Genomic DNA, 25,595 nt, shown 5'->3' on the forward strand with positions numbered 1-25,595 from the left:
TTTAGAATCCTCTAAAGAAAAGGAGAGGTCCATCAATGGCTAAAAAGGGACGCTTACTACTTGCTTGTTCTTTATCAGTTAGTATGAGTATGATGCTCTCTATCTTCCCTACCGACGCTTTTGCTGGTACGAAAGCCCTACCTGCCAATCTTATGATGATCTCTGAGCAAGCTGAGGTCACTTCTGAAAAAGGCTTCCCCTCCCCCTTACAGGAAGTACGGTTGTCTTTAGAAGAAGCGATCCAAGAGGCAAAAAGAATCGTTACGATTCCTGAAGACTATAACTCTTTCTCTTATGCTTTCGAAAAACATAGTAATTGGCAAGGCTGGTCTCTTACCTGGATTCAACAAGAAAACGATCGTACTGCTGCTTCTATACATCTATTGATCGATAGTCAAAGCGGTCAACTTTTACGGCTTCATCACTGGCTCCCTTACGACGATAGAAAGCAAAGCACTCTTTCTCAACAGGAAGCACAAAAGATTGCTACACAATTCATGCAACGTGCTGCGCCTAAATATATGGCGCAACTTGAGCTTGAGCCCTTAGACCCTGAAGCTTTCCCCTGGCCAGGACAGCGCGGTCAGAGAAACTATGCCTTCCACTGGCAGCGCCAAGAGGCCTCTATTCCCGTTGGCAATGATGGTATACGCATCACCATCAACAGCGACTACGCTTCGATTGAGTCTTTCGAAGTAACATGGAGTCAAAAGTCCCTTCCATCTTCAAGAGAAGCCATCTCTTTATCAAAAGCAGAGCAAGCCTTCACAGATGCAGGGCTTATGAAACTACAATATATGCAACCCACTCGTTATAGAACTTTTTCTTCTGACGACAGGGCTGAAGTTTTGCTTGTCTATCGCCTAACAAGCCCTTCGATGGGACGCATTGATGCCCTAACGGGACAGCCATTTATACCGCCTCAAGAGAGCCATTTAGACGATAATGCTAGAAAAGAAGCAGGAGATGCCTCTATGCCCATGGAGGAAGAAGCTGCTTTGGAGTCTAGAGCCCTTCCTTTAACGCCACAAGAAGTAGAAGCCATTTATAAGCAAGCCAATCTTTTGACAGAAGAACAAGCCATCCAAGCAATTGGTCAATGGGTGGATATTCCATCTAACTTACGCCTTCATGGGGCAGACCTTTCGAAGAGGGAAAATGATTATGTCTGGAATTTCCGCTGGCAGAGCCAAGAAGGCAAAATGGCTTATATGAATGCTTCTGTAAGCGCTACAACAGGTGAGCTGTTAAGCCTTTATCTGCCTCACGATTACGAAAAGACGATAGAACAAGATAAGCAAATTCCTTTGGAAGAAGCGCAGAAAATTGCTGAAGCTTTTCTGCAAAAAGTTCAACCAGAACGATTTGCACAAGTAGAACTCCGAGAAAATGATAGCCTATGGGTTGGTCCTCTTTCAGAAAACCGCTATCAAAATTTCTATTATCAACGATTGGCTCACAACATTCCGTTTCCTGGCAATGGATTCTACTTGGTCGTAGATAGAGCAGAGCAAAAAGTGATCCAGTACAACCTTACTTGGACTTCTGCAGAAATCCCGGCTCCAGAAAACATTCTCTCAGAAAAAGAAAGTCATAAGAAATATCTAGCAAACTATCCTTTACAAATTCGTTACGCACCGCACTATCTACCTCGCCTAGATGAGCAACAGTTCTATCTTCTCTATGAACCCAAAAGCTTGCCCAATCAAACCTTTTCACAAATAATCGATGCCAAATCAGGTGTTCCTCTAGACTGGCAAGGCCAAGAAATTAAAAAGTCTTTCGACGGTGCTTTCAGCGATATTGCGGGTCACATGGCTGAAAAGGAGATTCGCAGACTTGGCCAAGCGGGACTCTTTGTTGAGTATGGCGAGGTCTTTCGCCCTCAAGAAAATTTATCGGTACTGTCATTGCTGCAAGGTTTGTACAAGCTAAATAACCCGTACTCGTTCTATGGGCCTTCTCCCTCTGACGAAGTTCTTGTCAAAGAAGCTCGGGAAAATGGTCTTATTGCAGAAACAGTAGAAGGCAAAGATTCTGTGAATCGAGAGATTATTACACGAGCCATGATCGGATTGCTGAATCTTGATCAAGCCGCAAAGCTTGAACAGATCTATCAAGTCCCTTATGAAGATCAAGATCGCTTTCCGGCTGGCTTTCGAGGCTATGCTGCCCTAGCTTGGGGATTCAATCTGCCAGGAAGCAACGATAAAACCTTTGCTCCCGAAGAAACTGTTACGCGCGCCGAAGCAGCTGTAATGATTATGAGAACCTTAGAAATTAGACAAGCTATGTAGAAAAAGATAACCCCTCTCTCCACGTAGAGCTGAGGGGTTTTACTTTTTTATTGATAACCTAAAAGCTTCTTTTTGCTAGTTAGGTGGTCAATTTCATTTTGAATCACTTTTTCTGTTGCCTTGGGCAGTGGGACACCGTTTTCTTTACAGTAAGCGAGAAAACGGCGATGAACGCGTACTTCATTGATGAGCACTTTTAGCTTTCGTTGCTCTGCTTCTATCACCTTTTGCATTTGTCGTTCTTTGCCTCTTGACTCCCAAAAAGCGTCTAATATGATTCTTCACTCCCATTTTTTTGCGTTGTGCTTTCTCTGGCTCTTTGTCCTTATTATTTGCGATTCTAGCTAAATCATAAGATGGAAGATCTTAATGGGCTTCATTCGTTTTGAAAAAGGTCTTCAAGGCATCGTAGACTTCGCTTCTATCTCGAATCGTTACAGATGAGAATTTGTCGTTTTGTATTTTTCGCAAGGCGTTCATTAAGGTGCTAGAAAAGTGAGAGCGTACAATCTCGCCGTAACCAAAAAGGTTCGTTCTTTCTAGTAATTGATTGACAAGGCGGAGGCAGTTTTCGTTATCGCTAGATAGATTGTCACCGTCGGAAAAGTGGAAAGCGTAGGTGTTGTAGTCTTGTGGTGGAAAGCGCTCGTTAATAATGTTAAGAGCCAACTGGTAGGCTGAGGAGCAGCGAGTCCCTCCTGATTCACCTTTTGTAAAAAATTCTTCTTCTGTCACTTCTTTTGCTTCTGTATGATGGGAGATAAAAACGAGTTTTACAGCATGATACTTGGTCCTTAAAAAGCGCGTCATCCAGTAGAAAAAGGTGCGCGCAATATACTTTTCAAAGTTGCCCATGGAACCTGAGGTATCCATAAGAGCTAAAACAACCGCATTGGAGTGCCGTTCATTGTGGATTTCCCAGGTCTTATAGCGCATGTCATCGGGAAGAACGGGATAAAAGCCTGGATTCCCCTGTCTCGCGTTGCGCTTTAACGCTTCTAATAGAGTGCGCTTGCGGTCTATATTGCCTTGCAAGCCTTTTTTGCGTACTTCATTAAATCGATAGGATTCTGTTTCTAGTTCGGGCACCCGCTTTTCTTCCATATTGGGCAAGCTTAAGTCTGCAAAGAGAAGTTTTTGGATTTCTTCAATCTCTACTTCTGCTTCATAGTAGTCGACACCGGGCTGCTCACCTGCGCCAGGCCCTTTGCCTGTTCCGGAGGAAGGACTGCCATCTCGCCCTAGCACATCCCCTACTTTGGTCTTGCCATTGCCTTGGCCAACTTGTTTTTGTTTGTTAAAGTCATAGCGAATGCGGTACTCTTCTAAAGAGCGAATGGGCACTTTCACCGTTTTTCGTCCATCACTTAAAATAATGGCTTCTTCCGAAATGATCTGGGGCAAGTTTTTCTTAATGGCTTCTCGAACTTTCTCCTGGTGACGAGCCTGGTCGATCTGGCCTTTGCGATGCAAAGACCAGTCTTCTCTCGACAAGATAAAATCATCTGTCATGACTGAAGGCCCCCTTAGCGATTTAACAATGAGCCTGTGTAGCGAAGCAACTCATTGGCGCAGACTGGGCAGTAGCCATGATCTTCCATGAGTCGGGCTGTCACTTCGTTCATACGCTTTAATTGCTCTGCATTGGGCGTTCGCGTTGACGTGGTAATCTTGACGACATCTTTGAGGTCTGAGAATAATTTTTTCTCAATCGCTTCTTTTAGGCGCTCATGAGAAGTATAATCAAAAGCTTTTCCACGTCTTGCATAGCTTGAAAGGCGAATTAGAATCTCTTCACGAAACGCTTTTTTCGCATTTTCAGAAATTCCAATCTGCTCTTCAATGGAGCGCATCAGCTTTTCATCGGGATCGAGTTCTTCATCGGTAATCGGGTCTTTTAGTTTTACGCCATTGCAATAGGCTTCCACATTGTCTAAATAGTTGTTAAGAATGGTACGAGCTGATTCTTCGTAGGCGTAGACGAAAGCTTTTTGCACTTCTTTTTTGGCCAGCTCATCGTATTCACGTCTTGCTGTCGCGATAAAGTTCAGATATCGTTCTTTTTCTTCTTTTGAAATCGAAGGGTGCTGATCAAGGCCATCTTTTAAGGCTCTGAGAACGTCTAGGGGATTAATGCAAATGGTGTCTTTGCGAATAAAGGCAGAAGAAAGCCGGTTGATAACGTAGCGAGGATCTACACCGCTCATGCCTTCATCACTGGTCTCATTTTGTAGCTCAATCAGATCTTTTTCTTTAAATCCTTCTACGTCTTCTCCATCATAAAGGCGCATTTTTTTGACAAGATCCATGCCTTGCTTTTTTGATTCTTTCAGGCGGGAAAGTATCGAGAAAATGGCTGCAACGCGCAAGGCATGAGGTGCTATATGGATATGTTTGAGATCAGATTGAGCAATTAGTTTTTCGTAAATTTTTACTTCTTCTGTTACTTTTAAGTTATAAGGCACTTTAACAATAATCATCCGTGAAATTAGGGCTTCGTTCTTTTTGTTAGAGACAAAAGATTTGTATTCATTTTCGTTCGTATGGGCCACAATAAGCTCATCAGCACTAATCAAGGCAAATCGCCCTGCTTTGAAGTTGCCTTCCTGCGATAGCGACAGCAAGTGCCAGAGGAATTTCTCATCCGATTTGAGCATTTCTTGGAATTCCATCATGCCTCGGTTGGCTTTGTTCAGTTCGCCGTCAAAACGATAAGCTCGAGGGTCTGACTCTGATCCATATTCTGAGATGGTAGAAAAGTCAATGGAGCCTGTTAGATCAGCAATGTCCTGGCTTTTGGGATCAGAGGGGCTGAAAGTTCCGATACCAATGCGGTCTTCTTCTGATATGAAGAGTCTTTCTAGAGGTACCTCTTCAATTTTGCCACCCCATTCTGTGTTAAGGCGCATTCTACAATGAGGGCATAAGTTTCCTTCGATGTAGACGTTGTACTCACGCTGGAACTCTTCTCGTAATTCCTTCGGTATAAGGTGTAAAGGTTCTTCATGCATAGGGCAACCTTTGATTGCATAGATTGCGCCGAAGTCCGTGCGGCTAAAGTTTTCTAAGCCACGCTTTAGCATCATAACAATGGTTGATTTTCCCCCTGATACTGGGCCCATTAAGAGAAGTATCCTTTTTCGTACTTCGGTGCGACGAGCGGAGGAGTGAAAATATTCTTCCACCAACGTTTCCAAAGTGCGATCCAGTCCAAAAATCTCTGAAGAAAAAAACTTATAGCGTTTGACACCGTTTACTTCCTCGACGCCTTCTGAAACAATCATGTTATAGATCCTCGAGTGTGACAGCTGCGTAATCTCAGGTTTTTCTTTCACCAGTTTTAAGTAGTCTCGAAAGGTACCTTCCCAGACCAAGTCTTTTTCCCGTTGACGAAATGTTTCTAGCTTGTCTAGAAATCCCATTCTTTCTCTCCCTCCTGCTGGCTAACCAGAAGCTGGTTACTTCTACCTTATGCGCGAGAATCTGGTTGAAACACTTTTCATCACATCCAAATTCAGGGTAGCATATAAAGTGGAAGCGCTAAAAAGTGCCTATTCTTATACTTATGGCTTTCTTAGCGAAGACAGGTCTTTTTTATTGTTTTTTTCTTTTTTTCTTTTTTCTAGGAAGGAGCCTGCCATGTCTGGTGAAAAAGTTGTAGCCATTGTAATCGCGCTACTTCTTATCGGGTCAACTATCTACGCGCTTTACCAGGCTTGGTTTAAGCAAATGCTGAAACCATAGACTTTAGTACTATCTAGACAAATTCTCTTTTCCTCGCTATGGTAAAGAGTGAGGTGAAGCATCTTATGGAAAATATGACCTTAGAAGAAGTGCAAAAGCAAGTCGATGACTATATCTCTCAGTTTGAAGAAGGTTATTTCGATCCACCTACTTTAATTCTTCGTTTTTGTGAAGAATTGGGAGAACTTTCGAGAGTTGTCTCTCACCGCTATGGGCCGAAAAAGAAAAAGCCTGGTGAAGAAGAAGGCGATATGGAATTAGAGATGGGCGATCTCTTTTTTGTCCTTATATGTCTAGCCAATCGACAAGGTTACGATCTGAACGAGATTTTTCAAAAAACAATGGAAAAGTATAATCATCGTGATAAAGAGCGATGGACTCGTAAAAAAGAAAAACCACCTTCCTATGAAGGTGGTAACGAGCCAATCAATGAACTGGATTTGAACCAGTGAGAAAGGATGCCACAGTCCTTTCTAGCACCTGCTATCATTGATTCTTTTCAGTCTTACTTAAATTTTATTAAATGTTGTTCTCTATGTTCTACTATATTTTTCGTTATTGTCATCGTGTTTTTGTCTGCATCTGCCCTCGGTTTTGTATTTTTTTAGATAGAGTTTTTTTCCTTTTCTCTTCTATGGCGATTCAGCCTCTACTACTAGGTACTGTAGAAGCTGATCGAGCTCTGGTGCCTTCATAGTACCAGAGGCTGTTGTCGCCAGGTTGCCTTCTTCATCCAATAAGATGAAAAAAGGAAGGCCTTCTACTTTCAATTCACCACTGGCAATGCGAGGATCATTGCGTCCTACATCGACCATTTCAATCATAACTTGTTGTAATATATCCTTTCGTTGGGTAAGCCATTTTTGGAACTCTCTTTTTTGTTCTTCGCATTCTTGACAGGGTAAAGCATAGTAATATTGAATGATGCCAACATAGGTAGCAGGGGAAACAATGTTATCTTCGTCCTTCGTATTCGCCTCTTGCTCTTTCGGTACGTCCTGTTCCTTACTTGGTTCTTTTCCTTCTTCTCTCTGCGTCTCTTTATAATTTGTTTCTATCTCTTCTGATGAAACGTTGTTGTCATGATTTTTTGCATTTTGGCCTTCTGAGCCTCTCGTGCTACGTACTAGGTTCTCTTGCTCTGGTGTTATTGTATCTTCTGTTTCAACTTCTACACTTTCAGATGGTTCTTCTTGTATGCTATCTTGTTCTTCTATTGCTTCCTGATTCCGATTCTCCCAGCTCGTCTCGCTTGCTATCAATTGCATCGTGCAGCCCGAGATAAGAGACCCTGTGAGCAACAGTGCAAGGAGAACCCACCACCCCTTTTTTCCCATTTCTGCTTCCCCCCTTTGGAAAGGTAGCTGTAACAACAACGATAGGTTGACCTGTTTTCTTGCGCATGTGTGCACATTGTCTATTCTATTCGACTTTGCGCTTTTATCTTCCTTCTTATCCTATCGAAAATTGTTCCAATCATCTCCAGTATTTCGTGAAAAGCGAGGGGAGTAGTAGAAAACTATAGAGCGAAAGGGGGATTGTTGGTGTGAGCGATAAGAAAAAACCGCTTTGTAAGCTTATTGAAAAAGATCTGATCAAAAAAGATCTAAGTTCTTTTAAAGAGATCGTCTCTAAGGCGGGCTACTATTGTAAAAAGTGTGGCCGAGTGGCAAAGAAAGATAAACAACTGTGCAAACCAGAAAGCCTCTAATCTTTAGCATCTAAATTTATAAGCCCCAAATACCTCTCTTTTCTTTCCGTGCTTCTTCTTGGGCTGCTTTGAAAATGTCAACGTATTTTACATTGGGAGGAAAGGTAGTTACTTCCGCAAAACCATTTCTCACCAAGGTTTCGTTAAAAAGTTCTTCCTCAAGCCAAATGTAGCCTAACAATCTTCCGTAGCGATCTCGCTCTTGTACGTCAAACTCCAGTTGAAAGGTACGCCCTTCGAGCCTTTGCTTTGTATAATCACTCGCTTCTCGGCCATAAGGCTCTTCACCGATGGTAGGGTGAACTGTTTCAGGTGTATCTATGCCAATAAAGCGAAGTCGTTCTTGTTTTCCGTCAATTAAAATAACAGCCGTGTCACCATCAACCACTCGGACCACTTGTACCGTAACGGTCTGTTCAGGAACTTCTCTAACAACAATTACCGTATCGCCCATGAAAACTGTCTTGTTCATACAGCCTGTTAGGAACAGCAGCAAAAGGGCTGTAATAAGGGCAACGTAGATAGGGTGCTTCTTCATTGGGTTGAATCTCTCCTTGTGATTGTAGTTACCTGCATTTCATATATACATAAAGAAATCACCTCGCAGAGAGGATAAGGCTTCACTCTGCTGAGGTGATTTCTTTTGTAAGAAGATAGCCGTCTTTATAGAGACTGTAAGCTACGAATGCGATCGTCAAGATCGGGGTGACTGGAGAATAGCTTGGTCCACTTGCTGGCGCCACCGTTGATCTTCATGGTCTGTAAAGCTTGCTGATCTGTATCGACAAGTTGTACATTTTGCTTCAGAGATTGTAAGGCATGAATCATCTTCTCTTTGCCCGCTAGCATAGCGCCACCGCGGTCGGCATGGAATTCACGATAGCGCGAGAAGGCCATGACAGCAATACTGCCGAGGATAGAGAAGAAGATCTGGAAGAAGATAATCGAAGCAAAGTGAACGATAGTAGCATACTCTTCACGAACAAAGGTAGAAACTGCGTAAGCTAGAATACGGGAAATAAAGACTACAAAGGTGTTAACAACGCCTTGGATCAGTGCCATCGTCACCATATCGCCATTGGCAATATGAGCTACTTCATGAGCGAGAACACCTTCAACAGCCGCATCATCCATACGATTGAGTAAGCCTGTTGATACAGCAACAAGAGAACTGTTTTTCGTTGCTCCTGTGGCAAAGGCATTCACCTCAGGGGAATCATAGATACCGACTTCTGGCATTTTCGTAATTCCCGATTGGCGAGACATATTATGGACAAGTTGAACAATTCGATATTCTTCGGATGTTAAATTCCCATTGGGATCGAGAACGCGAACGTTCATCATTTTCTTGGCCATCCAGCGAGAAAGGGCCAAAGAGATAAATGAACCGGAGAAGCCTACAATGGCTGCAAAAACGAGGAGGCTTCCATAATCAATGCCATAGGCAGTGATGTATCCTCCAACGCCCAGCAAACTAGTCATAATTACAATGGTTAATAGAACTAGAAAGTTAACGAGTAAGAACAAACCGATACGTTTGAACATCCACCACAACCTCCTTTTTCATAATCGAAAATTATCTCTCGCATCGGGCACCGATAGGTATTATACCATATATTTGATATTTTTTTAAGTTTTATTTCATCTAGTTTTTTGGTAAAATTTACAAGGAGACTCTTTTTCATAGCTTGACCCAGCATAAGATTGATTTTTGTGTTACTATACCGTAAAGAAGACTTTCTTATCCAGACTTTTTACGAAAGGGGCGTACTTTTGTACTGTGGAAAACCTATTATACCTGGATACACTTTTTAAAGATCTTGTGATAGCGACAACCATATTCTTTTTCTTCCTTTTACTTCGCAAAATTTTTACTCGTTACGTTTATCAGTTGATCCTAAGAATCCTTCACAAGACGGAAACGGAGTTTATCACTCGCATTTTCCTTGCTTTTGAAAAACCTTCGCAGTTTTTCTTTATATTTATCGGTATTTACGTTTCACTGAAATACGTTGACTTATCGCCTTACTATCAAGATCTATCTCTGAAATTCTTCCGCTCTGCCCTGATTGCTTTAATCGCCTGGGGGCTTTATAACCTTAGTGATGTTTATACGGGCATTTTCAGCACTCTAGAGAAGCGGCTCAGTGTAGAGTTTAATGAGATTTTAGTTTCTTTTTTCTCTAAGGTACTTCGAGTGATCGTTGTTTTGTTTGCTGCTAGTATTATTGCCCAAGAGTGGGGCTATCGAGTAGAAGGGCTTGTTGCCGGTCTAGGTTTAGGTGGCTTGGCTTTTGCACTGGCCGCTCAGAATACCTTGTCCAACATTTTTGGTGGCGTAGTCATTATCATGGACAGGCCTTTTTCCATCGGTGATTGGATTAAAACGCCCAGTGTGGAAGGTACTGTAGAGGATATTAGTTTTCGCAGCACCAAGGTTCGAACTTTTGCCCAGGCTCTTGTCACGGTACCCAATTCTACGCTGGCCAATGAAGCGATTACGAATTGGTCACGGATGGGAAAACGGCAAATTGCTTTCCATGTCGGTGTTACATATGATACGACGCGTGAACAAATGGAAAAAACGGTCGCTTCTATCAAGGATATGCTTGTCAATCATCCTGAGGTTCACCCCGAGACTATCTTCGTTGTCTTTGACAAATACAATGATAGTAGCCTCGATATCTTCCTTTATTTCTTTACAAAGACCACAGTTTGGGGCGAGTTCTTAGCTGTAAAGCAAGATGTAAATCTTAAGATTATGGAAATTCTTGAAGAGAACAATGTATCGGTAGCTTTCCCCACTACAACAGTCCATGTGGAAAAGTCCTCAGAAGAAGAGCTTTCTTTTCGGAAAATGCCTCTCGCTTAAACAGCAACGACCTCCTTGTTGGGCTCTAAGACAAGGAGGTTTTGCTTTTTTCGTCGAATCATATCTGGAAAAGCGTAGTAATTGTTCGTTTTAACGGGGTTGTTGTCGATTGGCGTCGCAAGTTATCTACAACCTTGTCCACACCAAGAAAGCCTGCTATTTCAACCTTTCCACAGCTTTATCCACATTATCCACAATACTGCTATCCCCTTATCCACATGGCCTATTGGGTCGTTTTTTTCAGAAATTTCCAGATATCTGGGGCTTATAAAAATCGAATAATGACATACTGATGAACGAATGAATACTGTGAGGTGTTGCTTTTTGGCACCGATTCTTCTGATGTTACTAATCGGCAGTTTGCTGATTGCTCTTGTTGTAACGTTCCAGACGAAATATATAGACCCTACTTTGTTGGAAGTGGCCAAATATAATCTCTATACTTTCCCCTTTATGTTCGTAGCCAATACAATGCTTTTTATTGCTTTTACGAAAGGGCAAGCTATTTTTGGTTCTTTAGCTGTTGTTGTGGGCATGCAAATCGCCATCTACATGCTGGCAATCGCCCTGTTTGGCTACTTCATTCTAGCACAGCAACCGAGTTGGAACACTCTAATCGGAATCTCTTTGTTAGTAAGTGCTGTTTTTTTCTTGAATCGAGGGTAAAAAAACAAGAGCTGATGCATCCTATGATGGAAGTTATCTGATAGGACAAGGAGGTTTCTCCGTCAATGACACAACAACACATCCATTGCACTGTTGATAATTGTCATTACTGGGCCCAAGGTAACAAGTGTGTGGCCAATGAAATTCTCGTAGCTTCTGATCAATTGGGTGCCGATCAACCGGATCGGATTGATGCAACGACAGCACAAAATCTTAACCCCACGCCGGTAAATACTTGTATGTCAACCTGCTGTAAATCTTTCGTGGCAGGCAATTCTCCCAACACCAATGTTGATGGTATTAAAAAGCAGTAGGCTTTCCTACTGCTTTTTAGCTTCTTCTTGCTACTTCAATCGCTTCATCTGCATCGACGGCAGTTTAATGGGGTACGATGATTAGCAGCAAAATTTTTTCGGAGGTGTTCAATGGCTGTTTTTTATCTATCCGAGATAAAAGAAGCGATTCGACGCGGTGTCTGGCCTCCTGATTCTTGGAAGTTGCCTGCACCTTTACCTGAGCTAGAAATCAAAGAAGAAGATAGTCCTGAGAAAGTAAACGCCCAGCTCGAAACTTTGGCAAAAGATTGGGCCCAAAAAAACGACGTGAAGCTGCATTGACCCACAACGAAGGGTCCCTGCAGCTTCTTTTCTTAGAATAGTTTTAGTTTGCCCTTTTTTAAGAGCAAGCCTAAGCCACCAAGCATAAAAAGGTAGCGATTGTCGATGATTTTTTTCATCAGTACGGCTTTTTTGCCTACAAGCATTTTTCCGAAGACGACACCAATTGCTTCTTCACTTCCTAGAGATGCAACCGTTCCTTTGATTTCAATTTTTATGTCTTGAAGTGCTTCTCCTTTTAGTAGCGCCTTGATATTGTTGGCACAGGTTTCAGCTTGTTGAATCGTAACTTGTGCGGATGGGGGGTAGGGACGTCCTGATTCTTGATCGTAAAGGACAGAACAGTCACCAATTACAAAAGTATGATCGTCATGAGGTGCTCGTAAGTCTTTACGCACTTCTACGCGACCTCGCTGTGTAGGAAAGCCCGATTGACTTACCAAAGAGTTGCCTTGAACACCGCCTGTCCAGACGACTGTATCGGCCTTAATTATTTCTTCTTGTTCCCCTTGTGCAATCGTCACACCATCGCTATGACAGGCTTTTAACATACTTTTCAGATAAAACTCTACACCACGACTTTTCAAGTAGTTGTATGCATATTCTACCAACTCCGGTGCAAAGCCCGGTAAAATCGTGGGACCTGCTTCAACGTTAATGATTCTAACTTTTTGGGGATCAATATCAAATTCCTTGCATAGAACAGGAACTCTTTCTACTAGTTCACCAACAAACTCTATACCTGTAAAGCCAGCGCCACCTACAACAATCGTGAGCATCTCATCGCGCTTTTCATGGTGATATCTGGCAAAGGTACATTGAATATGTTCACGAATCTTGCGTGCTTCGTTAATACTTCGTATGCAAAAGGAGTGCTCTTTCAAGCCTGGTATGCCAAAAGTAGCTGGTTCAAAGCCTAAAGCGACGACGAGATAGTCATATGACAAGGTTCTACCGTTTTTCAAGAGGACTTGCTTTTTCTCCGTTAGAATCGTAGTAACTTCATCTTGAATAAAGGTAACACGCTTCGTATCAATCACTTCTTCGATGTTTACACGGTTCTGATCCTGATGGGCTGTTCCTGCTGCATTTTCATGAAGCAGTGTTGTTTGGTAATGGTAAGGATGCTTATTGACCAGTGTAATGGACGCTTCTTCGCTGGCAAGCATTTTCTGTAGGTGCAGTGTGGTCATTATGCCACCATACCCGGCACCGAGAACTAGAATTTCTGCTTTTTTCATTTTGTCTTGGCTCCTTATCTCCTCAGCACACTTTTTTTGATAACTTCTGAATCACCCTTCGATTCGCTGGGATAACAATTTTATTACGAACCCAACTACTATTCTCCATTTATTATCATTTTCCTGCTTAAATCCCTTTTCAGGATTAAAATACCTTGTGTTCTCAAGCACGAGGCGATCAAAAAAAGACTACCTGATTTCGGTAGTCTTTTTTTTGATTACTTATAGTTCTTTTAAAGAAGGGCCTATTCGTTGTACCAGTTCTCGTGCAAAAGGGCCTAAATCATTGATAGAGTATGCTTTCATGGTGCCTGCTGTAGGGACTCGAAGTGCTACAGCAATCCACTCTTCTGGAACGCCTGCTTGACGAAGTCTCTTCTCAACACGAAGTGCTGCCCGAATTCCTTCTTCGGCAGCTACACTGTTCACGAAGGCAACTTGATCAGCAGGACCCGGAACAGAAGGTGCAAGGTCTTTGAGTAGCTCTGCAATGCGCTGGTACCTTTCCTTTTCTGTTGCATCTATGACGAGCAGTCCTTCTTCTCCTAATTCCATTTCACGAAAGTGTCCGATGACTTTTACACCGACAACGGGCAAATCAATGCCTGCACTTTTTATTTTTTCTGCTGTTATCGTTGTTGCCATATTGATAAAGAGGGTGTTGTTGCCAATGCCTTTTGATTGTAGTTCCTGTAATACAGGGATGACAATGGGTGCTGGCAATGTAAGAATGGCTACTGTTGCCTCTTGTACATCCTCTATCGAAGTACTATAAGAAGCAGCCGTCATGCTGGCGACATTACGAGCGACTTCTTCTTCTTTATCAATGACAAGCAGCTCTACTTCTTTGGGTAGGCGTTTTACAATAAGAGCACCCAGTCGTCCAGCACCTAAAAGAGCAACTCTTTCCTCTCTCTTTTCCAATGGATCCATCCTTTCTCCTCACTGTGAAGGTTCAGGTTGTTATTCAAGCAGATGCGTCTATTGCTTTTTTATTCAACTTACGTAGCCATTCATCCCACTTCTCTGTCGTTCTGCCTGTGTAGGCATCGCCGATTTCCTCTTGCTTTTCTTTAGAAAAGTCGATACCTCGTCCTCCAATGGCCAGCTTTAGGTTCATATCCATCTCCTCGGCGAGTTTTTCTAGTTTTTCTTTCAGTTGAACCATTGTAGTTAGCGCTTGAGCCGTACCCACAGAAAAAGCAACAATCCGAGGCCGCAGTTCTGTAAAAGCTTGCATCATATCTTCCATTGGCACATTTTGACCTAAGTAAATGACCCTAAAGCCTCTTCTTCGCAAGTAAATCGAAAAAATCAAGAGCCCAAGTTCATGTTGTTCTTCAGCGATACAGCCTGTCATTACGATAGGCATCTCGCGGTTAGAGGGCAAGGCGCTAAGCATGGTTCCAAGACGAGCCCGGAAGAAGTTCGAAGAAAAGTGCTCTTGGGCTACTGTGATTTCTTGCTTGGACCAGCGATCGCCCAAATTGTGAAGAATCGGCAAAATGATATCTAGGGACACTCTTTCCATGCTAAAGAGGCTTAAGGCTTCTTCGAGAGCAAATCCTGCACTTTGTTCATCGTAGTCATCTAAAGCTTTTATAATTCTATCTTTTATATCATCAACAATATCTTTGCCCATATCCATGATCGGACTAATCGGCAGAAGATTGTCTCGCTGGTGAAGCATTTTTACGGCTTGGCCAATTGTAACACCGTTTTTTACTTGCTGTGCTAACCATTGAATGGTTTGTACGTCTTCTTGAGAGTAGACACGATAGCCAGCACGATTTCTTTCTGGCCTGATAACTTGATAACGCTGTTCCCAGACTCTAAGGGTACCTGCTGCAACACCAGTCATATTTTCTACTGCTTTAATGTTATAGAAACCTTTCTCATCAAAAGCCACGTTGACACCCCTTCATTATAAATAACGAATGCTATAAATAACTTGTTCTAACTAATTATAAGGTATAAACAAAGAAAAAACACTGGTTATGCATGGAAAGAGAAAGTCCCCTAAAAAATATTTTTCACTACGAATACTATGATATTGCTTTTACCTTATTATCTTCTACTTTATAATAGCAATGGTATATTCATGACTATTTCATTTGCCATCATGAACTTGTGTAAAAAAGCAAGGAACTTATCTTGAGGAAGAATCGAGGTGATCATGTTTGTTTGAAGATGCTCAAAAAATAAGTGCCGTATTTGCCGATAGAACTCGCTTTTCCATTTACCAGTTTATTGTCAATCTTTCTACGCAGACTTGCAACGTAAAAGAGATTGCCAAAGAGTTTTCGATTCACCCCAATGTAGCGCGCCTTCATTTATCAAAGCTAGAAGAAATCGGTCTGCTAGAGTCCGATTGGGATCACCAGGCTACACCAGGTCGTCCTGGACGGGTCTATAAGCTTTGTACAAAAGCGTTATCGCTTACTTTCCCGCCACGCAGGTACGAATTACTGTCCCATCTACTTTTAGAAAGTCTTTATAGTTATGATGATGCTTCCGATGTTTTAGAGCGAATTGGCTATCAATACGGCAAAAAGCTAGCGCAAAAAGTAACTGCCCAGGAGAGCTTTTTAATGTCTCAGTCCATGGATGAAGAGACAAAGAAAAAATATTTAATACAGATTCTTTCTGCACAAGGTGTAAGTTTTATGATAACCAAGGAAGGTACCCAGAAAGTAATTCGCCTTACAAACTGTCCTTTCCGGGAGTTGGCTTTGGAACATTCTCATCTAACTTGTAAGCTTCATCAAGCGATTATTGCAGGTCTCTATGAAAGCTTTTTCGAACCTGTTCAAATGACGACTTTGTCGAGACAATCTAACAATGATACATATTGTGAGCTTCTCTTGTCCCAAGAGAAACCATAAAATATAAAAAAGTGGACCTCTTCTTGCGGAAGGGGTCCACTTTTTTATTCTACCGATTAATAGCCTGTGATGGCCATAACGCTTCTGACAGATTGGACTGATTTGGCAAAGAGCTCCTTTTCTTCTTCTGTCAGTTCAATCTCAAAAATCTTTTCTATACCATTGGCTCCTAACATAACGGGTACGCTTGTAAAGAGCCCTTCATAACCATAGTCACCTTGTAGCAAGGCTGCTACGGGGAGGATTCGCTTTTTGTCTTTTAAGACGGCTTCGACCATCTGTACGGTTGATGCAGCTGGTGCATAGTACGCGGAACCGGTCTTCAGATAGTTGACAATCTCAGCGCCGCCTTTGCGCGCTCGATCTACCATGGCTTGAATTTTTTCTTCTGGAAGCAACTGGCGAATGGGGATGCCTCCTACAAAAGTGTAACTTACCAAAGGCACCATGTCATCACCATGGCCACCTAGAACGAAAGTCGTTACATCTTCCACAGAACAACCCACTTCCATGGCAATAAAGGTTTTGAAGCGAGCTGTGTCTAAGACGCCTGACATGCCGTAAACGCGATTGGCTGGAAAGCCAGAGCATTTATAAGCCACATAGGTCATGGCATCAAGAGGGTTAGAGACTACAATGAGATGGGCATTCGGTGATACCTGCGCTGCTTTGCTAGCACAATCAGCCATAATCTTGCTGTTTGTTGCCACGAGGTCGTCACGGCTCATGCCTGGCTTACGAGCAATACCAGCTGTAATAACAACTACGTCAGAGTTGGCAGTGTCAGCATAATCATTGGTACCTTTAATGTAGCAGTCAAAGCCCTCTACAGGAGAAGCCTGCATCAAATCGAGACCTTTTCCTTGAGGGATGCCTTCTGCAACATCGAGCAAAACAATGTCCCCAAGCTCTTTGGCAGCAGCCCAGTGGGCGCATGTAGCACCTACATTACCGGCACCGATGATGGTAATCTTTTTGCGAGCCATTGTGATTCTGGTCCCCTTTCTCTTACTTGCTCCTTACGTATGAGTACGTCTTCTCACTTACAGCTATAAATTACATCCGATCTACTACAGCTTGTGCAAATTGAGAAGTTTTTACTTCATTGGCGCCTTCAATACCGCGAGCCAGGTCATAGGTCACCACTTTGTCCTGAATGGCTTTTTCAATCCCTTTAATGATGAGATCGGCCGCTTCTTGCCACCCTAGGTGCTCTAACATCATGACACCGGAAAGAATGACAGAACTGGGGTTAATTTTGTCGAGACCTGCATATTTCGGTGCTGTGCCATGGGTTGCTTCAAAAACAGCATATTCGTCAGAAAGGTTGCCGCCGGGTGCCATACCAAGGCCTCCTACTTGAGCGGCTAGAGCGTCAGATAAGTAGTCACCATTTAAGTTGGGAGAAGCAAGTACGTCATACTCGTTAGGGCGGATTAAAGCTTGCTGGAACATGTTATCGGCAATGCGATCTTTTAAGACAATCTTGCCTTCAGGCGCTTTGCCTTCATACTTCGCCCAGAGCTCATCTTCTGTAATCACTTGATCAGCAAATTCATCTCTAGCCAATTCATAGCCCCAGTCTTTAAAAGCACCTTCTGTAAATTTCATAATGTTGCCTTTGTGAACTAGGGTTACGCTTTTGCGCTTATGCTGAATGGCGTATTGAATTGCTTTGCGAATGAGGCGTTTACTTCCAAAGTCAGTCATGGGCTTTAATCCCAAAGCTGTGCCGTCCCGTAAAATTTTAACGCCTAGTTCGTTGCGGAAAAATTCAACGGCTTTTTCAGCTTCTTCAGAACCGGCTTGCCACTCCAAACCAGCATAAACGTCTTCTGTATTTTCACGGAAAATAACCATGCTTACTTTTTCAGGCTCTCTTACAGGACTGGGAACACCATCAAAATAGCGCACAGGACGGACGCAAGCATAGAGATCAAGAACTTGGCGAAGTGTCACGTTCAGGGAGCGAAAACCGCCTCCTACAGGTGTTGTTAAAGGACCCTTGATCCCGACACGAAACTCTTTAAATGCTTCTACCGTCTCTTCAGGGAGCCACTCGCCACATTTGTCTTTTGCTTTCTCACCAGCATAGACTTCCATCCAAGCAATGGATTTTTTGCCACCATAGCTTTTTCTACAGCAGCATCAAAGACTTGCTGAGAAGCACGCCAAATATCAGGACCAGTCCCATCACCTTCAATGAAGGGAATAACCGGTTTATCAGGTACTTGTAAAGAGCCATTTGCATACTGAATTGCTTCACCCTGCGCAGGTACTTGTGCATATTGGTACTTAGCCATTCGATGTTCTTCCTCCTTGTCAGCGATTGCATTACAAAAATATACATCCCTAGTAATGATAGTCCAAAAAATGGTGCTTGTCCACTTTTCTTCACTATCTTCGTCATCGATGGGAAAAAACCCTTCTCCTGTGAGATATCGATCAAATTCTGTAAATCATTATCTTGCGTCCTGTCCCTACAAAAGATTGAATTGTACCATAGAGTGAACGATCAATGGTATCGTAGGTATGAGCAGCCAAATGAAAATCTTGCTCTACCTTCTTAACAACAAGTAAAGTATGATAAGGTCGTCCTTCCGGCAGTGTTAGCTGAATCACATCGCCTCTCCACAACTTTTCCAACCACTGCGGCCACTGTGCGATCATCTCTTCAGGGCTATGAATGCTGTAGTCTGTGGCACGCTTAGACCAGTGATTATGAAAAGCAGAAGCGACTTTCCAGGTTAAAGTAATTCGGCGATCGCCGTCTCGGTCCGTAGCGCCAGGCTTACACCACCAGTATGTGGCCCAAGTAAAACGTTCTAAGGGTCCTTCCACCCAAGGCATCCCTCCGGCAAAAAGGCATTGAGAGATAAAGTTGGTACAGTCTCCACCTTCACCGGGATCGCCAAAAAAGGGATAGGCTCGATTGGGGTTGTTCCAATGTCGATAAGCATAGGCAACGGCAGCTTCTCGATTATAGCGAGATTGTTTTGCTAAGGATTGACGGGACTTGGCTTGTGATGATTTCCTAGGGAAAGTGGCAATGATCAAGTCTCGCAAAGAAAAGGTTACCCTCTTTTTCTTCATCAACGAAGACCTCCTAGGATTCACGTTTTGTTTGGAAGTTTCGTTTCATGCTATGTAAGAAGGTACAAAAGAAAGACCATCCATCACCTTCCATCAAGATGTTGTAGATGTAATCTTCAAGCCAACAATTCCAATTAGAATGAGCAAAATAAAAAAAAGACGAGATAGTTCTCTTGACTCCCCAAAAAGTACAATACCCAGCAAGACCGTGCCTATCGCACCAATACCTGTCCACACTGCATAGGCCGTACCTAAAGGCAAGGACTTCAATGCTTGCGCAAGCAAGAAAAAGCTTAAAACCATCGCGCAAAGGGTACCTATAGAAGGCCATAGTCGACTAAAGCCTTCGGAATATTTTAGCCCAATCGCCCAAAGTACTTCAAAAAGACCTGCTATAAAAAGATAAAGCCAAGCCAGTTCTATCACCTCATACCCTACACTCTATGCTTGACAAAAACAATGCGATTGTAATCCTTCTATAAGGTTACAATCGCATTGTTTTTGCTTTACTTCACAGCAAAGTTATAGCCAGCCATGAAAGCTTTTTTATTCACTTCTAATAATTTTGCAGGTACTTTGGCTTCTAGCGCTTCCTGCCATCTTTCAAGAGGGATATCCATATGAGCAGCTAGAATCCCCATTAAAACGACATTCGTTGCTTTTGCATTCCCTGCTTCTGTAGCCAAATCAAGGGCGGGTATCACCGTTACGTTCTGTATAGAGCTGTTTAGGTCGTCCAGTATGCTATCTGGATACTTGGCAGCACCAATAAGCACAGGCAACGGTTCAATGCGCTGATCGTTTACAATTGCTTTGCCATCTTTTTTTAGCATGTGAGCCCAACGATAGGCTTCTAGCTTTTCGAAAGCAACAAGAATATGGACGTCTCCAGCTTCAATGGTCGGTGAAAAAACTATTTCACCCATTCTGACCTGGGTCACAACAGATCCACCCCGTTGTGCCATACCATGAATCTCTGAAAGTTTTACATCCCATCCTTTGCTCAAAGCAACATGAGATAAAATTTTTGAAGCCAAGATGGCACCTTGACCGCCAACACCTACAAAGAGAATATTTAAGACTCCTGACATCTTAGGCCCCTCCCTTGCGCAGTGCACCAAACTTACAAATCTGAATACAAACATTGCAACCTGTACAAAGCGGCTTGTTCACAACGACAGTCTTACCTTCTTCATCAAAAGATAGGGCAGGACAGCCAATTCTCAAGCAGACGCGACAAGCTTTGCAATCTTCACAAACAACAGCTTCTGTCTGGCCTTTTAGCATCAGTGCACAAGGTTGGCGAGCAATAATTACCGATGGTTCGGGCGCAGCCACTTCTTCCTGAATCACTTTCTTAACTGTTTCTAAGTCAAAAGCGTCTACTTCAGCAACTCTTCGAACACCTAAAGATTTAGCCAAAGCGGCAAAGTCGACAGTGGGTGAATCTTCATTCATCAAGGTCTTACCTGTACCAGGATGATATTGATGACCTGTCATGGCTGTAATAGAGTTGTCCAAAATTATGATAGTTGCAGCTGTTTTGTTATAGACTACATCCATTAACCCGGTAACACCAGAGTGCATAAAGGTGGAGTCTCCAATGACTGCTACGAGCTTACCAGCCAGTTCGGGATTGGCTTTTTCCATACCGACAGCAGCGGAGATAGAAGCGCCCATACAGATACATGTATCCATCGCTTCTAAAGGTGGCATGGTACCTAAGGTGTAACAACCAATATCACCTGATACAACTAGCTTAAGCTGCTTAATCACATAGAAAACACCACGGTGTGGGCAACCGGGGCACATAACAGGTGGACGAACAGGTGCTGTAAAGGGTTGCTGTACCTCTTGCATTATATTGCTTTGTTCTGTTGTAACAGCAACAGAAGGGTTCGCTACATTCAGGTAAGCACCTAAGTTTTTCTGTAAAAGAGAAACAGAAAGCTCTCCATAAGGAGGCAATAGATCTTTTCCTACTACTTTGATGCCCAGAGCTTTAATCTGGTTTTCTAAGTATGGTTCTAGTTCCTCCACGACAAACAAGGTATCGACTTCATTGGCAAAATCCATAATTTTTTGCTTTGGAATGGGATGAGTTATACCAAGGCGTAATACAGAAGCTTGCGGGAACGCTTCTTTTACATACTGATAGGATACACCGGAAGTGATTATGCCGAAAGACTGCTGTCTCATTTCCACAAAATTCGCAGCTGATTGCTCTGAAAAAGTGGCCAACTGGGCATCCCGTTCTTCTAAGAAAACCCGCCTTGTGCGAGCATGCGCTGGAATCATCACAAACTTTTTAGCATCTTTTGTGTAGGGCTTGATTTCTCTTTCCATGGGTTCTCCAAGCTCTACAAGGCTCTGGGAGTGAGCAATGCGAGTGGTAATCCGCAGCAATACAGGCGTATCAAAAGTTTCAGAAATTTCTAGCGCTAGCTTAACCATATCTTTAGCTTCTTGCGAATCAGAAGGTTCTAGCATCGGTATTTTAGCAAAAGGTGCGTAATGACGATTGTCCTGCTCATTCTGAGAAGAATGCATGCCTGGATCGTCAGCCGATACTAAGATAAGACCACCGCGAACCCCACTATAGGCAGCTGTAAAAAGTGGATCAGCTGCTACGTTGACGCCTACATGTTTCATGGCTACCAATGTACGAGCACCAGCAATAGAAGCACCGACGCCCACTTCCATGGCGACTTTCTCATTAGGGGACCACTGACTATAGATTTCTGGATATTTTGAGATGTTTTCTAGAATTTCAGTACTCGGTGTACCAGGGTATGCAGCAGCTACAGAAATACCATACTCATAAGCGCCCCGAGCAATCGCTTCGTTACCGGTTAGCAAAGCTTTCAAGTCCAGTCCCCGCCCTTCATCATTCGCAAATATATTCATAATCCAACATGATTTTACCAAAAAAGTTTCCACTTGAAATCCATTAATCTTTGGGTCTGTTGTCAATAATTCTCTTGGATTTTCCTGTTGTTCTTTCTAGGGACCGTGGCTCTACCAGACGTACTTTGGCTGTTATTGATAATACACTTTTCAGTTGCTGATGGATTGTTTTGGTGAGAGACTCCAACTCACGATATCGGTCTTGGAAGTACTCTTCGGCCAATTCAACATGCACTTCTAAGGTATCCATGTAGCCTTGTCTATCCACGACCAGTTGATAGTAAGGCGCTACACCTTCCGTCTCCATAAGTACGCTCTCGATTTGTGAAGGAAAGACATTGACGCCTCGAATGATTAACATATCATCGGTTCGGCCTGTCACACGGCGCATCCTAACGGTACTGCGGCCACAACTGCAAGCATCAGCGGTGAGCATACTGATATCTTTGGTCCGATATCGGATGACGGGAAAACCTTCTTTGGTTAAAGTGGTAAAGACAAGCTCTCCTTCTTCTCCATACCCTTTCGGTTCTCCTGTATCAGGATCGATCACTTCGACGAAAAAGTGATCTTCTTGAATATGTAGACCATCGCCAACAATACATTCACCGGCCACGCCTGGCCCCATAAGCTCTGTTAAGCCATAATTATCACTGGCACGAAGAGACCAATCTTTTTCCAACTGTCGACGTACGCCTTCTGACCAAGGCTCAGAACCAAAAAGGCCGATGCGCAAAGGCAATGCTGCCGGATCAAGGCCCATCGTTCTTGCTTCTTCCGCCATGTGAAGAGCATAGCTCGGCGTGCAAACGAGTACCGTCGTTTCAAAGTCCTGCATGAGCATGAGCTGCTTTTGCGTGTTACCACCCGATGCTGGCACAATGGTACAGCCCACTTTTTCTAAGCCATAGTGAAGCCCAAATCCTCCGGTAAAAAGACCGTAGTTAAAAGCAATTTGTGCTGTATCTTCACCAGTAACGCCTGCCATGGTCACAACGCGGGCTACCATTTCCGACCAGTTTTCTAAGTCTTTCTTGGTATATCCACCGACTACAGGCTTGCCTGTTGTTCCAGAAGAAGCATGGAGACGGACAAGCTCTTTTTTCGGCACTGCAAAAAGTCCAAAAGGGTAGTTATCTCGCAAATCATGCTTTGTGGTAAAAGGAAAGCGGCCTATATCTTCTATGCTTTTTAGATCATCGGGATGTACACCGGCTTCATCAAACCGACGGCGATAATGCGGTACTTTCTTATAGACCCTCTGTAACGTTTCTTTCAACCGCTGTAGCTGTAATCGCTGCAAGGCCTCCCGCTCCATACATTCGGCCTCGGCGTTCCATATCACGTATTTATCTCCTCCCTTATGGACGACGGATTATATTGTTTGGACTTTTCCTGCTCCTCCGTGCCAAAAGCCTGGTCCACTCTGTCTGTTGGTAGCGGTGCTGTTAAAAGACTTACAACAGGCACTACTAGCAGAGACGTTAGCATGGCCAGCGTTCCGACCAACGGCGTATCCAAGCGAATTTCGCCAATGGACGTGAAACCGAATAAAGGAGCAATAAAAGATAACCCCACGGAAATTGTTAGGCCTGTTAAAGCACCAGCCCAGGCGCCGGCCTTGGTCGTCTTGCGCCAAAAAAGACCGTATAGATAAGGCGCCAAGAAAGTTCCTGCTACTGTTCCCCAGGAGATGGCCATAAGATCTAAGATAATCGCTGGTTTGGCGATAGCAATAAGCAAGGATAAAAGAACAAAAATAATACAAAGGGCTCTCATTAATAAAACGCCATACTTCTTGCCCCAATCAGGCTTAACGATACCAACAAAGTCTATGGCAATGGCAGAAGCTGATACGAGAACAAGCGAAGCAAGGCTTGACATAGATGCAGAGAGAACGAGCAAGAGAATAATCGTAAGTCCAAAGAGTGGCAACGTTTCTGTTAAAATCTGTGGAATGATTAAGTCTGGATTGGGTTGTCCATCAAGCAGTGGTAACTGTTCAAAAAAGAGCGGCGATAAAGCACCGATACCATAAGCACCTGCTCCAATTATGATACAAAAGACTGTCGATACCCAGGTCGCTCGACTGATAGAAGCTTCATCTTTGATAGAGTAAAATTTTTGCACCATTTGTGGAAGTCCCCAGGTCCCTAGAGATGTGAGTAGCACCAAGGAAACGAGGGCTATGATGGCAGGCAAAGAAGTAGGTGCTGCTAATGCAAGAGCTGGATTTACGGCATCTAGTCGAACAATTGCTTCTGACAGGCCGCCCACTTTTTCATGACTGAAGACGAAAAAGAGCATCATAGCCACACCGAAGAGCATGACAATCCCCTGTATAAAGTCTGTAATAGCCACCGCAAGATAGCCACCCATGACGAGAAAAAGCGCTGTAAGACCGGCCATCATAATGTTGGCCATGAGGTATTCCATGCCTAAAACTTCCTGAAATAGATAGCTTAATCCCATGTAAACTGAAGCAGAGTAAGGAACTAAGAAGATAAAGATGATTAAAGCACTATAGAGCTTTAAGTTTCTACTTCCATAGCGAGCTTCTAAAAATTCTGGCATTGTGCGAGCATTCAAACGCACAGTCATTCGACGCGTTCTTTTTGCTAGAATCCACCAGGCTAACAGGGAACCGATCAAAGCATTGCCTACGGCAATCCAAAGCGCGGATAGTCCAAAGCCCCAGCCGACCTTTCCAGCATACCCAATAAAAAGGACAGCCGAAAAATAGGTCGTGCCGAAAGCAAAAGCTGACATCCACGGACCTACATTACGATTGCCCAAGAAAAAATCGTTTACAGTCTTTGTTTTGCGCATGGCGATATAGCCACTGCCTAATAAGAGGGCTACAAAAAGCCCCAGCATAAGCCATTGAATCATATTCTACCATCCTCCCATTCTACAGAACCATTGAGCCCAGGCACCGTACTACATCTTCTCTTCCTTTGGTTGCAGTTCCTTCCTATTACGAGTAACTGAGGACCTTGGTTAAACCTTATCTTTTTTTCCAACATTCTGTTTTTGAATACTCTGAAAAGCACTACAGATATATTATTCAAAAAATGCACTTTCGTCTAGTGATAATATAATTTTTTGTAGAAAAAAAGCAAGTGCACCTAACAATACATCGTTAGGTGCACTTGCAAAAGGTTGTTTTCGCTTAGCCTTCAATAGCGCCAACAGGACATACGTCTGCGCAAACGCCACAGTCTACACAGTCATCATTGATTTTGTAAGGGTTGCCAGCAACGATTGCGTTAACGTAACAGGAGTCAACACATTGTCCGCAAGCTGTGCAAGCGCTAGAAATCTTATGTGCCATTCTTCTTTTCACCTGCCTTTTCAGGGTAATTCATAAGTACGTAGACAGTTCATAAAAAGGTTAGCCTGCACTGATTGCACCAGCAGGGCAAGTGTCTTCGCAAGATCCGCAATCGATACAAGTATCCTCAATGGTATAAGGGTTTCCTTCTTTGATAGCATCGACTGGACAAGAATCCAAACAAGCACCACAGGAAACGCAAGCATCAGAAATTGTATAAGCCATTAA

At 43.2% G+C, this 25,595-nt stretch carries 28 protein-coding genes; 8 read left to right on the forward strand and 20 right to left on the reverse strand.

Annotated elements, in window-relative coordinates:
* Positions 1-35 precede the first annotated feature (35 nt).
* Positions 36-2,297: a YcdB/YcdC domain-containing protein gene (locus tag FTV88_RS10950; protein ID WP_153725657.1), complete on the forward strand. Its 2,262-nt coding sequence runs from the start codon at positions 36-38 to the stop codon at positions 2,295-2,297.
* Positions 2,298-2,344: 47 nt separating this feature from the next.
* Here FTV88_RS10950 and FTV88_RS10955 read toward each other — a convergent pair whose 3' ends face one another.
* The 3 genes from FTV88_RS10955 to FTV88_RS10965 form a co-directional block, all read right to left on the reverse strand.
* Positions 2,345-2,530, reverse strand: a complete 186-nt coding sequence (locus FTV88_RS10955) for a hypothetical protein (protein ID WP_153725658.1) — start codon at positions 2,528-2,530, stop codon at positions 2,345-2,347.
* A gap of 133 nt (positions 2,531-2,663) precedes the next feature.
* A complete protein-coding gene (gene yhbH / locus FTV88_RS10960) occupies positions 2,664-3,809 on the reverse strand; it encodes a sporulation protein YhbH (RefSeq protein ID WP_153725659.1) in 1,146 nt (381 codons plus the stop codon).
* Positions 3,810-3,823: 14 nt separating this feature from the next.
* Positions 3,824-5,719 (reverse strand): PrkA family serine protein kinase, encoded by a 1,896-nt coding sequence (locus FTV88_RS10965; protein WP_153725660.1) that lies wholly within the window; start codon positions 5,717-5,719, stop codon positions 3,824-3,826.
* Positions 5,720-6,106: 387 nt separating this feature from the next.
* On the opposite strand from FTV88_RS10965, the gene FTV88_RS10970 reads away from it, so the two are divergent.
* Positions 6,107-6,493: a nucleotide pyrophosphohydrolase gene (locus tag FTV88_RS10970; RefSeq protein ID WP_153725661.1), complete on the forward strand. Its 387-nt coding sequence runs from the start codon at positions 6,107-6,109 to the stop codon at positions 6,491-6,493.
* 180 nt (positions 6,494-6,673) lie between these two features.
* Here FTV88_RS10970 and FTV88_RS10975 read toward each other — a convergent pair whose 3' ends face one another.
* Positions 6,674-7,378 (reverse strand): TlpA family protein disulfide reductase, encoded by a 705-nt coding sequence (locus FTV88_RS10975; RefSeq protein ID WP_153725662.1) that lies wholly within the window; start codon positions 7,376-7,378, stop codon positions 6,674-6,676.
* A 209-nt stretch (positions 7,379-7,587) separates the two neighbouring features.
* On the opposite strand from FTV88_RS10975, the gene FTV88_RS15565 reads away from it, so the two are divergent.
* Entirely contained in the window at positions 7,588-7,752 is a 165-nt protein-coding gene (locus tag FTV88_RS15565; protein ID WP_170285771.1) for a hypothetical protein, read from the forward strand.
* Positions 7,753-7,768: 16 nt separating this feature from the next.
* Here the strand turns inward: FTV88_RS15565 and FTV88_RS10980 are convergent, their stop codons facing one another.
* Positions 7,769-8,290, reverse strand: a complete 522-nt coding sequence (locus FTV88_RS10980) for a thermonuclease family protein (protein WP_153725663.1) — start codon at positions 8,288-8,290, stop codon at positions 7,769-7,771.
* A gap of 125 nt (positions 8,291-8,415) precedes the next feature.
* Positions 8,416-9,297 carry a protease HtpX gene (gene htpX, locus FTV88_RS10985; RefSeq protein ID WP_153725664.1) on the reverse strand — a complete coding sequence of 294 codons (882 nt, stop codon included), beginning with the start codon at positions 9,295-9,297 and terminating at the stop codon, positions 8,416-8,418.
* A gap of 235 nt (positions 9,298-9,532) precedes the next feature.
* Between htpX and FTV88_RS10990 the strand changes: the two genes are divergently transcribed.
* From FTV88_RS10990 to FTV88_RS11005, 4 genes are all read left to right on the forward strand, one after another.
* A complete protein-coding gene (locus FTV88_RS10990) occupies positions 9,533-10,624 on the forward strand; it encodes a mechanosensitive ion channel family protein (RefSeq protein ID WP_153725665.1) in 1,092 nt (363 codons plus the stop codon).
* A gap of 324 nt (positions 10,625-10,948) precedes the next feature.
* On the forward strand, positions 10,949-11,290 hold the full coding sequence (locus FTV88_RS10995; protein ID WP_162008003.1) for a hypothetical protein: 342 nt from the start codon (positions 10,949-10,951) through the stop codon (positions 11,288-11,290).
* Between the two features lie 65 nt (positions 11,291-11,355).
* On the forward strand, positions 11,356-11,604 hold the full coding sequence (locus tag FTV88_RS11000) for a DUF1540 domain-containing protein (protein ID WP_153725667.1): 249 nt from the start codon (positions 11,356-11,358) through the stop codon (positions 11,602-11,604).
* A gap of 111 nt (positions 11,605-11,715) precedes the next feature.
* Entirely contained in the window at positions 11,716-11,907 is a 192-nt protein-coding gene (locus FTV88_RS11005) for a hypothetical protein (RefSeq protein WP_153725668.1), read from the forward strand.
* 32 nt (positions 11,908-11,939) lie between these two features.
* On the opposite strand, the gene FTV88_RS11010 is transcribed toward FTV88_RS11005, so the two are convergent.
* The 3 genes from FTV88_RS11010 to FTV88_RS11020 form a co-directional block, all read right to left on the reverse strand.
* Positions 11,940-13,148: an NAD(P)/FAD-dependent oxidoreductase gene (locus tag FTV88_RS11010; protein ID WP_153725669.1), complete on the reverse strand. Its 1,209-nt coding sequence runs from the start codon at positions 13,146-13,148 to the stop codon at positions 11,940-11,942.
* Between the two features lie 222 nt (positions 13,149-13,370).
* The gene (locus tag FTV88_RS11015) at positions 13,371-14,072 is read right to left on the reverse strand and encodes an NAD(P)-binding domain-containing protein (RefSeq protein WP_162008004.1); all 702 of its coding nucleotides are present in this window, start codon (positions 14,070-14,072) and stop codon (positions 13,371-13,373) included.
* 43 nt (positions 14,073-14,115) lie between these two features.
* A complete protein-coding gene (locus FTV88_RS11020; protein WP_153725671.1) occupies positions 14,116-15,057 on the reverse strand; it encodes a MerR family transcriptional regulator in 942 nt (313 codons plus the stop codon).
* Positions 15,058-15,328: 271 nt separating this feature from the next.
* On the opposite strand from FTV88_RS11020, the gene FTV88_RS11025 reads away from it, so the two are divergent.
* Positions 15,329-16,033, forward strand: a complete 705-nt coding sequence (locus tag FTV88_RS11025) for a helix-turn-helix transcriptional regulator (protein ID WP_153725672.1) — start codon at positions 15,329-15,331, stop codon at positions 16,031-16,033.
* A 56-nt stretch (positions 16,034-16,089) separates the two neighbouring features.
* Here the strand turns inward: FTV88_RS11025 and mdh are convergent, their stop codons facing one another.
* From mdh to fdxA, 11 genes are all read right to left on the reverse strand, one after another.
* Positions 16,090-17,019, reverse strand: coding sequence for a malate dehydrogenase (gene mdh / locus FTV88_RS11030; RefSeq protein ID WP_153725673.1), 930 nt, complete (start codon positions 17,017-17,019; stop codon positions 16,090-16,092).
* A gap of 70 nt (positions 17,020-17,089) precedes the next feature.
* A complete protein-coding gene (gene icd / locus FTV88_RS11035) occupies positions 17,090-18,136 on the reverse strand; it encodes an isocitrate dehydrogenase (NADP(+)) (protein ID WP_438266897.1) in 1,047 nt (348 codons plus the stop codon).
* The gene (locus tag FTV88_RS16245; protein WP_438266898.1) at positions 18,070-18,336 is read right to left on the reverse strand and encodes a hypothetical protein; all 267 of its coding nucleotides are present in this window, start codon (positions 18,334-18,336) and stop codon (positions 18,070-18,072) included. The genes icd and FTV88_RS16245 overlap by 67 nt, the downstream gene beginning before the upstream one ends.
* 142 nt (positions 18,337-18,478) lie before the next feature.
* Positions 18,479-19,126: an amidase domain-containing protein gene (locus FTV88_RS11040; RefSeq protein WP_153725674.1), complete on the reverse strand. Its 648-nt coding sequence runs from the start codon at positions 19,124-19,126 to the stop codon at positions 18,479-18,481.
* Between the two features lie 93 nt (positions 19,127-19,219).
* Positions 19,220-19,543 carry a quaternary ammonium compound efflux SMR transporter SugE gene (sugE, locus tag FTV88_RS11045; RefSeq protein WP_153726627.1) on the reverse strand — a complete coding sequence of 108 codons (324 nt, stop codon included), beginning with the start codon at positions 19,541-19,543 and terminating at the stop codon, positions 19,220-19,222.
* A gap of 89 nt (positions 19,544-19,632) precedes the next feature.
* The gene (locus tag FTV88_RS11050; protein ID WP_153725675.1) at positions 19,633-20,217 is read right to left on the reverse strand and encodes an indolepyruvate oxidoreductase subunit beta; all 585 of its coding nucleotides are present in this window, start codon (positions 20,215-20,217) and stop codon (positions 19,633-19,635) included.
* 1 nt (position 20,218) lies between these two features.
* On the reverse strand, positions 20,219-21,994 hold the full coding sequence (gene iorA / locus FTV88_RS11055; protein ID WP_153726628.1) for an indolepyruvate ferredoxin oxidoreductase subunit alpha: 1,776 nt from the start codon (positions 21,992-21,994) through the stop codon (positions 20,219-20,221).
* Positions 21,995-22,076: 82 nt separating this feature from the next.
* Positions 22,077-23,378, reverse strand: coding sequence for a phenylacetate--CoA ligase family protein (locus FTV88_RS11060; RefSeq protein ID WP_153725676.1), 1,302 nt, complete (start codon positions 23,376-23,378; stop codon positions 22,077-22,079).
* Entirely contained in the window at positions 23,375-24,925 is a 1,551-nt protein-coding gene (locus FTV88_RS11065) for a sodium:solute symporter family protein (RefSeq protein WP_243137101.1), read from the reverse strand. Before FTV88_RS11065 ends, FTV88_RS11060 begins: the two co-directional genes overlap by 4 nt.
* Positions 24,926-25,205: 280 nt before the next feature.
* Positions 25,206-25,367 carry a DUF362 domain-containing protein gene (locus FTV88_RS11070; RefSeq protein WP_153725677.1) on the reverse strand — a complete coding sequence of 54 codons (162 nt, stop codon included), beginning with the start codon at positions 25,365-25,367 and terminating at the stop codon, positions 25,206-25,208.
* A 60-nt stretch (positions 25,368-25,427) separates the two neighbouring features.
* Entirely contained in the window at positions 25,428-25,592 is a 165-nt protein-coding gene (gene fdxA, locus FTV88_RS11075; protein ID WP_153725678.1) for a 4Fe-4S ferredoxin, read from the reverse strand.
* Positions 25,593-25,595: the final 3 nt, after the last annotated feature.

Origin of the sequence: Heliorestis convoluta, from assembly GCF_009649955.1 — a bacterium.
Taxonomy (GTDB): domain Bacteria; phylum Bacillota; class Desulfitobacteriia; order Heliobacteriales; family Heliobacteriaceae; genus Heliorestis; species Heliorestis convoluta.